Here is a 12,245-nt window from a genome sequence, read left to right on the forward strand (position 1 = left end):
CCTCGGCCCGGTCCGGCGCCGGGCCGGTGTCCAGCAGGAGGTTGGCCCGGAACCGCCGCTCGTCCAGCGCGACACCGGGCGTGCGCTCGGCCAGCCAGGCCAGCGACGACGTCGTGACGAGGTGGACGGGCGCTTCGTCGTGGTGCGGGATCTCCGCTTCCTTCGCCAGCTCGGCACCCGCGATGCCGAGCGCGGCGGCGATCTCGCCGCCCGCCGCGTCCCCGCGGAGCACGCGGCCGTCCGGGAAGGTCACCACCGGGACGTCGCCGTCGTAGCGCGCGGCGAACGCGTGCAGGCCGGGCATCCGCCGGAAGCGGTGGGAGTTCTTGCCGCTGCCGAACTTGCCGTCGGCGTCGTGGACCGCGTAGAGGCGGTCGCCGTCGAGGCCGCGCTCACCGACCGTCGCCTCGGTCAGCCGCTCGCCCGCCATCGACTTCACCGGATAGCGCCAGAGCGCCGCCACGACCCCCATCGCCCCAGCGTAACGCGCGGAAGGGCCCGGCGGCTTCCTCGTCCGCCGGGCCCTTCCGCACCGATCCCGCTCAGCCCTGCGAGCGCGGCATGCCCGCCGGCGGCGTCGGGGTGTTGTCCGCGCCGACCGCCGCGCGCGGCTGCACGCTCGTGCCCATCTCGCCGGTGCGCTGCGCCGGCGTCTCGGCCATCTGGTGCTCCATGTTCGAGATCCACCCGCGCCAGCGGTCCTGCGCCGGCTTGATCAGGCCGCCGCCGAAGCCGACGACGATCACGCCGCCGATCGTCGCCAGCACCGCGATCAGGACCGGGCCGGTGATGGCCGTCGCGATGTTCACCTGGCCGAGTGCGGCGATGATGCCGAACGCCATGATCAGCCAGTAGGCGCCGGTGGCCAGGTAGCGGCCGGCCGGGCGGCCCGACATCGCCGACGAGACGACGTCACGCACGACCTTCGCGATGGCCGCGGCGACCACGACCAGCACCAGCGCGACCACGATCCGCGGCAGGAACGCGATGATGTCGTTGAGCAGCTGGCTCACCGGGTTGGTCGGCCCGAACACGCCGAACGCCAGCTGCAGCGCGATCAGCAGGATGAAGTAGTAGACCAGTTTCACGAGGATCCCGGCCGCGTCGATCTTCTGCTGGCCGATGCTGCCGGAAAGGCCGGTCTTCTCGATCAGCTTGCCGAAGCCGACCTTTCCGAGCACGAGACTCAACCCTTTCGCGACGGCCTTCGCGATCAGCCAGCCGATCAGCAGGATGATCAGGAAACCGACGAGTTTCGGGACGAACGTGGCCACCAGGTTCCACGCTTGCCCGAGCCCGTCCTTCAGTTGCTGGCCCATACCGACTCCCTCTAGGTGTTTCGCACCGAATCGTCGCGATTCGGGTGGTGCGCGCTGTTGTGCACCGGATCGTTGATCAGGTACCCAGCCGCGGCAACTCGTGCGCCCCACTATCGAGTGAGACGACTGGCGCGCGAAGATCACCGTTGGCCATAATGGTTTCACCGGTGGGGACCGGGGAGACGAGGCCGTCCGGCGCAGCGTAAACCGCAAGCGCCGGGCGGCCTCGAGCATTTGGCGGAACTCGCGCCTCGGCCGCCCGAAAAAACGGCCCCCGAGCGCCGGAGCACTCGGGGGCCGGTGAACAGCCGGAAAACGTCAGGCGGCGCGCAGGGCGTCGCGCAGTTTCACCTTCGCGCCGGTGCGCATGACCGCATTCCGGTAGATCCGCGCGGCCAGCCAGATCAGCCCCGGAATCATCAGCAACACCAGCACCACCGACAACGCGGCCTCCCACACCGGGACCCCGCCCATCGCCAGCCGGATCGGCATCAGCGTCGGCGAGAACACCGGAATCACGGAAAGCACCTCGACGAACGTGCTGCCCGGGTTCGACGGCAGCACCGAAATGCCGATCACGTACCCGGCGATCACGAACATCAGCGCCGGCATCGTCGCGCCGCCGACGTCTTCCTGGCGCGAAACCAGCGCGCCCAGCGCGGCGAACACGATCGAGTACATGAAGAACCCGAGCAGGTACCAGACGATCAGCCACACGACGGTACCGACGGCCGACGAAAGCGAAAGGTCCGGCAGCGCGCCGGTGGCGGTCACGGTGACCAGCCCGCCGACGCCGATGACGAGCATCTGGATCAGCCCCACCACGCCGATGCCGAGCACCTTCCCGGCCATCAGCTGCCACGGCTTGATCGTCGACAGCAGCAGCTCGACGACCCGGGACGTCTTCTCCTCGACGACGCCCTGCGCCACGGTCTGGCCGTTGATCATCAGCGACAGGTAGATCAGGATCCCGGCGGCGATGCCGAGCCCCAGCTGCGCGCCGTTGTAGTCGTACGGCTGCTCCAGCGGCGTGTCCTCGATGAACTTCGCCGACGCGATCGCGGCCTTGAACCGCGCCGGGTCGCCGCCCAGCGCCGTGATCTGCTGGTCGATCGCGACCTGCTGGGACAGCAGCTGCAGGACGTTGGCGAGCTTGCCGTCGAGGTCCTTCTTCACCTGGACGTGCACGGTCTTGCCGTCGCCGGTGAGCAGCGCGTCGATCGAGCCGTCGGCCAGCTTGGCGCGCCCGGCGGCTTCGTCGGCGACCTGGACGACGTCGATCTTTTCGTCGACCGTCTTCCCGCCGGCCTGCAGCGGCGCCGAGAACGCGGCGGTGGCCGGGGTGTAGCCGACCGTGGAGTCGGCGCCGCTGCCGCCCGAGATCAGCTTGAGCAGCACGATGCCGATCACGATCAGCAGCAGCATGACGACGGTGGCGACCCGGAAGGCCTTCGACTTCACGCGGGTGGAGATCTCGCGGGAGGCGACCAGCCCGACCGCCGCGGCCGGGCTCATCCGGACGTCTTGGACCGGTGTGCTCATGCCGGAACCTCCTCGGTCGTGACGACGGAACGGAACAGTTCGGTCAGGGACGGCTGCTCGCGCGCGAACTCGCGGACCGGCCCGGTGGCCAGCGCCGCCTTGAGCACGGCCTGGTCGTCGGCACCTTCGCCCAGCTCGAGCTCGGTCACCGTGCCCTTCCGGCCCAGCACCTTCACACCGGGCAGGCCGTCGGCCCAGCCGTCGCCGGCTTCGGGGACGTCGACCCGCAGCCGGACGGCGCCGCCGGCCCGCAGCTCTTCGACCGTGCCGGCCTCGACCATCTGTCCACTCCGGACGATCCCGACGCGGTCGCAGAGCCGCTCCACGAGGTCGAGCTGGTGGCTGGAAAACACGACCGGCACGCCTTCGGCGGCTTTTTCCTTGAGCACCTGGCTCATCACGTCGACCGCGACCGGGTCGAGGCCGGAGAACGGCTCGTCCAGCACCAGGATCCGCGGCTCGTGCACCAGCGCCGCGGCCAGCTGGACGCGCTGCTGGTTGCCGAGGCTGAGCTTCTGCACCTCGTCGTCGCGGCGGCCGGCGACGCCGAGCCGTTCGGTCCACTTGTCCGCCGACGCCCGCGCGGCGGCGGCCGGCATGCCGTGCAGCCGCGCGAGGTAGGTGAGCTGCTCGGCCACCTTCATCTTCGGGTAAAGGCCGCGCTCCTCGGGCATGTACCCGATGTGGCGGCGCGTTTCGTGCGTGACGGGCCGGCCGTCGTAGCGGACTTCGCCGCCGTCGGCGGAAAGCACGCCGAGCGCGATCCGCATGGTCGTGGTCTTTCCGGCGCCGTTGCTGCCGACGAACCCGAAAAGCTCGCCCGGCCGGACTTCGAACGTCATTTCTCGCAAAGCGACTACATCGCCGTAGCGTTTCGAGACCCTGTCGATCTCCAAACCGGTCATCCCGGTTCCCCCGTTCATTGCTGGCTGCCCCCGTTCGCGATCCTAGGCAGTCCGTACACGCACCGCATAGCACCGCGCGTTGCCGACCCGGGCTACGAAAGTTGCGGGCACGTAGGATCGCGGGCGCCATGGATGGAACCCCCGCCCCGCGCCAGGTGCCGAAGCACCACGGACTCTCCGCGAAGACGCTTCGGCGGCTGGAGCACGCCTCCGGCAGCTTGGCGAGCGCGAGCGTCGCGGTGATGGAGCGGCGGCTGTCGTGGTTCGCCCGGCTGCCCGCCGACCAGCGCGCCAGCGTCCTGCTGATCACGCAGGCGGGCGCCGCGGGCTTCGTCGACTGGCTGCGGGACGCGAAGGAGGCCCTGAAGCTGACGACCGAGGCATTCCGCGACGCGCCGGCCGAGCTGTCCCGGTGGGTCAGCCTGCGGCAGGCGGTCGGCATGGTGCGCCTGGCCATCGAGGTGTTCGAAGAGCAGCTGCCGGAGTTCGCCGCGAACGAGGCGGAGCGGGCCGCGCTGATCGAGGGAATCCTGCGCTACGGCCGGGAAATCGCGTTCGCGGCGGCGAACTCGTACGCGGCGGCGGCGGAGGCACGGGGCGCGTGGGACGCCCGGCTGGAGGCGCTGGTCGTCGACGGGATCGTCCGCGGCGACGCCGAGGAGTCGGTGCTTTCGCGCGCGACGGCGCTGGGCTGGGAACCGTCGGCGGCCGCGACGGTCCTGGTGGGCAACCCGCCGTCGGAGGACCCGCCGACGGTGGTGTTCGAGGTCCGCAGCCGCGCGGCCCGCGTCGGGCGCCCGGTCTTGCTGTCGGTCCAGGGCTCCCGGCTGGTGGTCGTGGTCGGCGGCCCGACCGAAGGCGGGGTGAAGGAGCGCGAGATCCTCGCCCGGATGTCGGTGGCGTTCGCCGACGGCCCGGTGGTGGCGGGCCCGACGGTGCCGTCGCTGGCCGAGGCGCACCACAGCGCGACGGAGGCGCTCTCGGGGCTGCGGGCGGTGATCGGCTGGCCGGGCGCGCCCCGTCCGGTCCGGTCGGCGGACCTGCTGCCCGAGCGCGCGCTGACGGGCGACGCCGAGGCGGAGCGCCTGCTGATCGACACGATCGCGCGGCCGCTGGAGGAGGCGGGCCCCACGCTGCAGCGCACGGTGGAGGCCTACCTCGAGAGCGGCGGCGTGCTGGAGACGTGCGCCAAGACGCTGTTCGTCCACCCGAACACGGTCCGGTACCGGCTGCGCAAGGCGGCGGACCTGACCGGCTGCCAGCCGACGGACCCCCGCGACGCGCTCGTGTTGCGGATCGCGCTCACCGTGGGACGGCTGGCCCGCGCCCGCGGCCTCTGGTGAGCCCTTCCCGAGACGGGCGTCACGTGATGGACTTAACAGCGAAAGGTGATTGAACCCGACAAGGCTTCCGGGTTACGCGCGAGCTTCTCCGGCGCGTCTTTGGAGGTTTCCGACAAAGACGCCGGGCAGACACTGTGAGCGTCGGCATCCCGGGGAACACCCTCCGCCGTGTTGTCTTGAAGGGTGACAGCAGCAGTCCTCGCTCCCGGCCAGGGGTCCCAGGCCCCCGGCATGTTCACGCCCTGGCTCGACCTCGACGGCGCCCGCGAACGCGTGGCGCTGTGGTCCGAGCGCGCGGGGCTCGACCTGCTCCGCCTCGGCACCGAGGCGGACGCCGACGAGATCCAGGACACGGCGGTCGCGCAGCCGCTGATCGTCGCGCTGTCGCTGCTCACGTTCGAACACCTCCAGGCCACCGCGCCGGTGCCCGCGGACGCGCCCGTCGCCGGGCACTCCGTCGGCGAGCTCGCCGCCGCCGCGATCGCCGGTGTCCTGAAGCCCGAAGACGCCGTCGCGCTCGCCGCCGTCCGGGGTGCCGAGATGGCGAAGGCGTGCGCGCTGGAGCCGACGTCGATGGCCGCGGTCATGCTCGGGGATCCCGAGCAGGTCGTCGCGTGGCTCGAAGAGCAGGGCCTGACCGCCGCGAACCGCAACGGAGCGGGACAGATCGTCGCCTCCGGTGCCGCCGACACCATCGCGAAGATCGTCGCCGAACCCCTGGAAGGCACGAAGATCCGCGCCCTCAAGGTCGCAGGCGCGTTCCACACGCAGTACATGGCGCCCGCCGAAGAGGCGCTGCGCGCCCACGCCGCCGAGCTGACCCCGGCCGACCCGACGCGCCCGCTGCTGTCCAACGCGGACGGTGCGGTCGTCACCAGCGGGGCCGAGTACCTGGACCGCCTCGTCGCACAGGTCACGCGGTCCGTCCGCTGGGACCTGACGATGGACGGCCTGGTCTCCCTCGGCGTCACCCGCACCGTCGAACTCGCGCCCGCGGGCACGCTGACCGGACTGGTCAAGCGGCAGCTCAAGGGCGTCGTCACCACTACCACCGCGCTGAAGACGCCGGCCGAGCTGGCGGCGCTGCGCCAGGAGGACGCCTCGTGACCGATCGACCCACCCTGAGCCTCAACCCCGGCTCCCGCGGCAGCCGCGTGCTGGGCATCGGCAGCGCGCAGCCGGAGAAGATCGTCACCAACGACGACCTCTCGAAGATCATGGAAACCAACGACGAGTGGATCCGCACGCGCGTCGGCATCATCGAGCGCCGCTTCGCCGAGAAGGACGAGCTGCTCACCGACTTCGCCGTCGCCGCCGGCACCGCCGCGCTGGCCGACGCCGGGGTCGACCCGTCCGAAGTGGACACGGTGATCCTGCCGAACTGCACCATGCCGACGCAGATCCCGAACGCCGCCGCCCAGGTGGCCGCGCGGATCGGCATCCCCGGCCCCGGCGCGTTCGACCTCAACGCCGCGTGCGCCGGGTTCTGCTACGGCCTGGGCGTCGCCTCCGACCTGATCCGCGGCGGCTCGGCGAAGAAGGTCCTCGTGATCGGCGCCGAGAAGCTCACCGACTCGGTCGACCCCACCGACCGCGCGAACGCGATCATCTTCGCCGACGGCGCGGGTGCCGCGGTCGTCGGCGAGTCCGACGAGCCGCTGATCGGCCCGGTCTCGTGGGGCAGCGCCGGCGACCTGGTCGACCTGATCGGGATGACCGAGGAGAAGTTCATCTACCAGGAGGGCCAGTCGGTCTTCCGGTGGGCGACGACCCAGATCGCGCCGATCGCCATGCGCGCGCTCGAGGTGGCCGGGCTCAAGCCGTCCGATGTGGACGTGCTGATCCCGCACCAGGCGAACCTGCGCATCGTCGAGGCGATCGCGAAGAAGCTCCGGGCCAACGGCGCCCGTGACGACATGGTAGTCGCCGACGACATCAAGTACTCCGGCAACACCTCGTCGGCGTCCATCCCCCTCGCGCTGGACCACATGCGCAAGGCCGGGACGGCGAAGTCCGGCGATGTGGTGCTGGCGGTCGGGTTCGGCGCGGGCCTGTCCTACGCCGGGCAGGCGTTCGTCTGCCCCTGATCACCGTTACGCTCCCCGCGGGCACTCGCCCAAGGGCAACCAGACCCGAGTAAGACCGAGAAGGGAACTACCCCATGGCTGACAACACTGAGATCCTCGCCGGCCTCGCCGAGATCGTCGAAGAGGTGGCCGGTGTGGCTCAGGACGACGTCACCGCCGAGAAGTCGTTCGTGGACGACCTGGACATCGACTCGCTGTCGATGGTCGAGATCGCCGTGCAGGCCGAGGACAAGTTCGGCGTCAAGATCCCGGACGACGAGCTCGCCAACCTGAAGACCGTGGGCGACGCGGTGAACTACGTGTCGGCCAACTCGAAGTAAGTCCTCTTCCCTCCTTGAGGAGACTCCCATGAGCAACCACGACGTCGTGATCACCGGTCTCGGCGCCACCACACCGCTCGGCGGGGACGTGACGTCCACCTGGGACGGTCTGCTGGCCGGGCGGAGCGGGATCCGGGCGATCGAGGCCGACTGGGTCGAGGAGCTGCAGCTGCCGGTCAAGATCGGCGGCATGCTCGCCGTCGATCCGTCGGAAGTCCTCCCGCGGGTGCAGGCCCGCCGGCTGGACCGCTGCGAGCAGGTCGCGCTGATCGCCGCCCGGCAGGCGTGGGCCGACGCCGGGTACGCGGAACCGACCGACGAGCACACCGACGTCGACCCCGACCGCCTCGGCGTGTCGATCGGCACCGGCGTCGGCGGCCCGGTCACCCTGCTCACCCAGAACGATCTGTTGCACCAGCAGGGTCTCCGCAAGGTGTCGCCGCTGACCGTGCCGATGCTGATGCCGAACGGCCCGGCCGCGCACGTCGGCATCGACCTGAAGGCGCGGGCCGGGGTGCACTCCCCGGCCTCGGCCTGCGCTTCCGGCGCCGAGGGCATCGCGAGCGGGGTGGAGATGATCCGCTCCGGCCGCGCCGACGTCGTGGTCGCCGGTGGTGCCGAAGCGTGCATCCACCCGATCACGCTGGCCGGGTTCGCCCAGGCTCGCACGGTGTCCACGCGCAACGACGACCCCGGCAGCGCGTCGCGGCCGTTCGACGCGAGCCGCGACGGCTTCGTCCTCGGCGAGGGCGCCGGCGTGGTCATCCTGGAGCGCGCGGACCAGGCGAAGGCCCGCGGGGCCCGGATCTACGCGACGATCGCCGGGCACGGCATCACCTCGGACGCCTATCACATCACGGGCAACCACCCCGAGGGCATCGGCCAGATCGCCGCGATGCGCGCGGCGATGAAGATGGCCGGCGTGACCGCCGCGGACGTCGGGCACGTGAACGCCCACGCGACGTCCACTGTGGTCGGTGACATCGGCGAGGCGGCGGCCATCCGCAAGGCGGTCGGCGACCACGCGATCGTGACGGCGCCGAAGGGTTCGATGGGGCACCTGGTCGGCGGGGCCGGCGCGGTCGAGGGGATCATCACGATCCTGTCGATCTACCACGGCATCGTGCCGGCCACGATGAACCTGACCGACCTGGACCCGCGGGTGCAGCTGGACGTCGTGTCCGGCGAGGCCCGCAAGGTCGAGCTGACCGCGGCGATCAGCAACTCGTTCGGCTTCGGCGGGCACAACACCGCGCTGCTGTTCACCCCGGCGGCCTGAACGCACTGACGAACGAGAAGGGGGCCCGGCTTCGGCCGGGCCCCCTTCTCGCGCTCAACACTTGTCGTGTTCGGGCGGCGGGCCCTTGTCGACGGAGTCGATCTTCAGCTCGGACTTCTCGACGATCACGGGCAGCACGAGCCGCCACTTGATGCACGGCTCCGGGAAGAACAGGGGCGCGTCTTCGCGGTTCTGGAAGCTGGTGAAGCCGACCAGCACCCGCAGCGAGGTGCCCGATCCGCGCTCGATCCGGTAGACGAGGGCATCAGTGTCCTTTGTGGTGCGGACGCCGTTGCGCCAGGTCGTCTGCGACTGCTCCGCGATCCGCTGGGAGCTGACCACGGCCGTCCACTGCCCGTACTGCTTGGTGTTGATGGCGTCGAAGTACGCCTGCAGCAGCCTGCGGACGGGTTCGGCCTGGGGGTGCGCCTTCGCGTCGTCGGTCATCCGGATGGCACCCGTCGCGGCCGACGCCCCGCTGCTGGCCGACGAGGGCGCGGAGGTCGAGACGGCGGTCTCGTCGGCGGGCTGGTCGGGCCGGCGGTAGATCTCACGCGCGAGCAGGCCGCCGCCCACGGTCACGGAGAGCACCACGGCCACGACGGGCACCAGCCAGCGCTGGCGGGAGCTGGGGGCGGGGCTGGTCACGCCGACGAGCGTACCGGCCCCGGCGAGGCGCCCGGGGGCAGCACGGTGGCGTGCCGGGGAAACGCACACGGGCGGCCCGGCGCGCCCCGATCACCCGGGGTCGCGCCGGACCGCCCGCCGGAGCTGTCCGGCCGTCAGCCGGCTTGGTTCAGCCGACCTGGTGCAGCCAGGTCACCGGAGCGCCGTCGCCGGCGTGTCGGTAGGGCTCGAGCGCTTCGTCCCAGCTCGCGGCCAGGAGTTCGTCGAGCTTGTGTGCGAAGGACTCACCCCCGCGGGTCATGGCGGCGAGCGCGCGCAGCTGGTCTTCACCCACGACGATGTCACCGTTGGCGCTGGTCCGCCCGTGCCACAGGCCGAGGCCGGGCGCGAAGCAGAACCGTTCGCCGTCGAGGCCCGCGCTGGGCTCTTCGGTGACTTCGAACCGAATCATCGGCCACGCCTTGAGGGCTGACGCCAGTCTGGCGCCGCTGCCCGCGGGCGCGCGCCATCCGCATTCGGCGCGAAGCTGACCCGGACTGGCCGGCTGCGCCGTCCACTTCAGGTCAACGCGGGCACCCAGGGTGCCCGAAATAGCCCACTCGACGTGCGGACACACCGCAGACGGCGACGAGTGGACGTACACCACACCTCGGGTGCTGCCACGGGTGCTCACTGCTACCTCCGCTTGTTGCTCGACGAGGGACGTCTTCCCCTACGCCCTACTTCGAGCTTTCAGCGCGGCCTCAGCGCGGCTCCCGAATGCCGCCTCCGATGCGTTGTAGCACATTCTGCACCCCAACCGTGCTGTTTGGCCACATGAACACCACAAGTCACCCACGGCCCCACTTTCGGTGGGCTCGCGGCCACGCTGTCCCCGTGTCGCACGATGGATACCGCCACGCGCGCTAGCGTGATGACCCGGAACGACGAGCAGGGAGGGGTTTCGGTGCGACTGGTGCGCCTGGAGCGGCAGCAGTCCCGGGTGGCCGACGACGTCCGGGCGGCGCTGGCATCCCTCGGCCGTGGCAGCACCGTCATCGGCGGGATCGCGCTGGTGGGCGTCGGTTCGGTGACCGAGCGCCCGATCGAGGCGGTGGTCCTGCTGCCCCACGGGGTGATCATCGTGATCGGCGTGGACCTCCCGGATCCGGCCCTGAGGCTGGAAGCCCCGCTGGGAGCCCCGTGGAAGGCCGACGGCTGGCCCCTGATCGCGGACGACGACGCGGTCAACCCGGCAACGGAGGCGCTGGACATTTCCCAGGCGTGCGAGCAGCGGATCGCTTCGTTGGTGCCGGGAACAGGCCCGGTGGGGACGGTAGTCGCGGTAGGACCGTACGTGGAGACGGTCGACCAGCCGGCGGCCGACTTGGCGGGCCCGGTCCGGGTCCTGCACCCGACCCCGACGACGATGCTGGCGGCCACGGTGTCCCTGGCAACGGCGCACCGGCCCCGATCGGTGGACCAGGTCCGGGCCCTGATCCGCGGGTTGGCCCCGGAGGCACCGGAGTTTTCGGACGAGATCCTGGTGGGCGAGGGCTTCAGCCGCTTCACGGACGATTCGCCACCGGAGTCCCTTTGGGACAGTGGGCCCCCGGTGCCCCGCCAGCCGGGAAGGACAACCCCGGGCACGGCGGGTTCTGGGGGTTCTGCGGGTTCGGCCGCTGCTGCGAACACAGCGGGCGCGACCGGTTCGGCCGCTTCCGCGGGCTCGGAGGGCACAGCTGGCGCCGCCGGTTCGGCCGCTGCTGGCTCGGCTGGAACAACTGCTGCAGGCACCGACGGGTCGCCGGGTTCAGCGGGTTCGGCCACTACTGCGGGCGCGGCCGGTTCGGCGGGCTCGGCCGCGGCAGGCACGGCCGGTTCAGCCGCAGCGGCAAGTCCCGCAGCGGGCGCGGCCGGTTCAGCTGCTGCGGCGGCAGGCGCGACCGCCGCTGACACGGCGGCAGGCTCGAGTTCGGCCAAGCCCACTTCGGACAGTGCGAATTCAGGCTCAGCCGCGCCGGGTTCACCCACGGCAAGCTCGCCCGCGGCCGGCTCGGCCGAGCCGGGTTCGCCTTCGCTCGGTTCGCCCGCGGTAGGCCGAGCCGGGTGGCAAACCACAACTCCGGTTTCGGCCGTGCCGAAGCCCGCACCCACCGAGGACTCCGAACCGGCGGCCATCCCTGCCACGGACTCCGAGGCCGCCGAACTGGCGCCCACCGCCGCAAGCGCGGAACCGGCCGCGCCGGCAACCCCAGCCGCAGCGCCTTCCGAATCAGCAACCCCAGCCGCGGAGCCCGCCGAATCGGCACCCGCGGCCGCAGGCGCGGAGCCCGCCGAATCAGCACCCCCGGCCGCAGGCGCGGAGCCCGCCGAGCCGGAGCCCGCTGAGACCGTTCCGCCTGCCGAAGGCTCGGCGCCCGCCTCCGGAACCGCGCCGCAAGCCGAAGACTCGACCGCTGGATCGCGAGCCTCCAGCGCCGCGTCCGAGCCGGATCTCGCCGACTCGTCGCACCCCGGCGACGAAACTCCCCCGGACCAGGAACGCACCGAGACGCTCCCCGCGCCGAAAACCGCCCTCCCTCTCTTCCCCGGCGCCACCGCGCAGCCGCAGTCCCCCGAGCCGGGCACCGACATCGACACCGAACGAACCGAAAAACTCGCCTTCCCCACCCCAACCGAACGAACCCCGCGAAGCGCACCCCGCCCCGTCACGCTCGCCCAGATCACCCTGCCGCCCGAACCCCCCACCGCCGGCGCACCCGCTCCGCGGCCGGTCCCTCCAAAAACCGCCCCCACCTCGAAGACCGTCCGCTGGCTCCCCCTCGGCGCCATCGGGCTCCT

General features: G+C 71.5%; 12 protein-coding genes. 6 read left to right on the forward strand and 6 right to left on the reverse strand.

Annotated features, from left to right (window positions below):
- The 4 genes from ABZ342_RS36260 to ABZ342_RS36275 form a co-directional block, all read right to left on the reverse strand.
- Nucleotides 1–472 (reverse strand): MOSC N-terminal beta barrel domain-containing protein (locus tag ABZ342_RS36260; RefSeq protein WP_360482953.1); only part of this gene is annotated, 472 nt, incomplete at its 3' end.
- Nucleotides 473–542: 70 nt separating this feature from the next.
- A complete protein-coding gene (locus tag ABZ342_RS36265) occupies nt 543–1,319 on the reverse strand; it encodes a hypothetical protein (protein WP_360482956.1) in 777 nt (258 codons plus the stop codon).
- 318 nt (nt 1,320–1,637) lie between these two features.
- Entirely contained in the window at nt 1,638–2,861 is a 1,224-nt protein-coding gene (locus ABZ342_RS36270; protein WP_360482959.1) for an ABC transporter permease, read from the reverse strand.
- On the reverse strand, nt 2,858–3,766 hold the full coding sequence (locus ABZ342_RS36275) for an ATP-binding cassette domain-containing protein (protein ID WP_155545440.1): 909 nt from the start codon (nt 3,764–3,766) through the stop codon (nt 2,858–2,860). Before ABZ342_RS36275 ends, ABZ342_RS36270 begins: the two co-directional genes overlap by 4 nt.
- Before the next feature lie 128 nt (nt 3,767–3,894).
- On the opposite strand from ABZ342_RS36275, the gene ABZ342_RS36280 reads away from it, so the two are divergent.
- From ABZ342_RS36280 to ABZ342_RS36300, 5 genes are all read left to right on the forward strand, one after another.
- A complete protein-coding gene (locus ABZ342_RS36280) occupies nt 3,895–5,109 on the forward strand; it encodes a helix-turn-helix domain-containing protein (protein WP_155545439.1) in 1,215 nt (404 codons plus the stop codon).
- Between the two features lie 183 nt (nt 5,110–5,292).
- Nucleotides 5,293–6,216 (forward strand): ACP S-malonyltransferase, encoded by a 924-nt coding sequence (locus ABZ342_RS36285; protein WP_155545438.1) that lies wholly within the window; start codon nt 5,293–5,295, stop codon nt 6,214–6,216.
- Nucleotides 6,213–7,196, forward strand: a complete 984-nt coding sequence (locus ABZ342_RS36290; protein WP_360482964.1) for a beta-ketoacyl-ACP synthase III — start codon at nt 6,213–6,215, stop codon at nt 7,194–7,196. The genes ABZ342_RS36285 and ABZ342_RS36290 overlap by 4 nt, the downstream gene beginning before the upstream one ends.
- Nucleotides 7,197–7,270: 74 nt before the next feature.
- Nucleotides 7,271–7,516 (forward strand): acyl carrier protein, encoded by a 246-nt coding sequence (locus ABZ342_RS36295; RefSeq protein WP_037820481.1) that lies wholly within the window; start codon nt 7,271–7,273, stop codon nt 7,514–7,516.
- Between the two features lie 28 nt (nt 7,517–7,544).
- A complete protein-coding gene (locus tag ABZ342_RS36300; RefSeq protein WP_155545436.1) occupies nt 7,545–8,795 on the forward strand; it encodes a beta-ketoacyl-[acyl-carrier-protein] synthase family protein in 1,251 nt (416 codons plus the stop codon).
- A 54-nt stretch (nt 8,796–8,849) separates the two neighbouring features.
- Here the strand turns inward: ABZ342_RS36300 and ABZ342_RS36305 are convergent, their stop codons facing one another.
- Nucleotides 8,850–9,443 carry a hypothetical protein gene (locus ABZ342_RS36305; RefSeq protein WP_360482968.1) on the reverse strand — a complete coding sequence of 198 codons (594 nt, stop codon included), beginning with the start codon at nt 9,441–9,443 and terminating at the stop codon, nt 8,850–8,852.
- Nucleotides 9,444–9,591: 148 nt separating this feature from the next.
- The gene (locus ABZ342_RS36310) at nt 9,592–10,095 is read right to left on the reverse strand and encodes a DUF3145 domain-containing protein (protein WP_155545434.1); all 504 of its coding nucleotides are present in this window, start codon (nt 10,093–10,095) and stop codon (nt 9,592–9,594) included.
- 902 nt (nt 10,096–10,997) lie between these two features.
- Between ABZ342_RS36310 and ABZ342_RS36315 the strand changes: the two genes are divergently transcribed.
- Nucleotides 10,998–11,357 (forward strand): hypothetical protein, encoded by a 360-nt coding sequence (locus tag ABZ342_RS36315; protein WP_360482971.1) that lies wholly within the window; start codon nt 10,998–11,000, stop codon nt 11,355–11,357.
- Nucleotides 11,358–12,245: the final 888 nt, after the last annotated feature.

This window comes from Amycolatopsis sp. NPDC005961, assembly GCF_040629235.1.
Classification (GTDB): domain Bacteria; phylum Actinomycetota; class Actinomycetes; order Mycobacteriales; family Pseudonocardiaceae; genus Amycolatopsis; species Amycolatopsis camponoti.

Excerpts from the sequence above, each read along its gene's own strand:
- ABZ342_RS36265 (WP_360482956.1), bottom strand. The coding sequence starts at position 1,319 with ATGGGCCAGCAACTGAAGGACGGGCTCGGGCAAGCGTGGAACCTGGTG.
- ABZ342_RS36270 (WP_360482959.1), bottom strand. The coding sequence starts at position 2,861 with ATGAGCACACCGGTCCAAGACGTCCGGATGAGCCCGGCCGCGGCGGTC.
- ABZ342_RS36275 (WP_155545440.1), bottom strand. The coding sequence starts at position 3,766 with ATGACCGGTTTGGAGATCGACAGGGTCTCGAAACGCTACGGCGATGTA.
- ABZ342_RS36280 (WP_155545439.1), top strand. The coding sequence starts at position 3,895 with ATGGATGGAACCCCCGCCCCGCGCCAGGTGCCGAAGCACCACGGACTC.
- ABZ342_RS36295 (WP_037820481.1), top strand. The coding sequence starts at position 7,271 with ATGGCTGACAACACTGAGATCCTCGCCGGCCTCGCCGAGATCGTCGAA.
- ABZ342_RS36300 (WP_155545436.1), top strand. The coding sequence starts at position 7,545 with ATGAGCAACCACGACGTCGTGATCACCGGTCTCGGCGCCACCACACCG.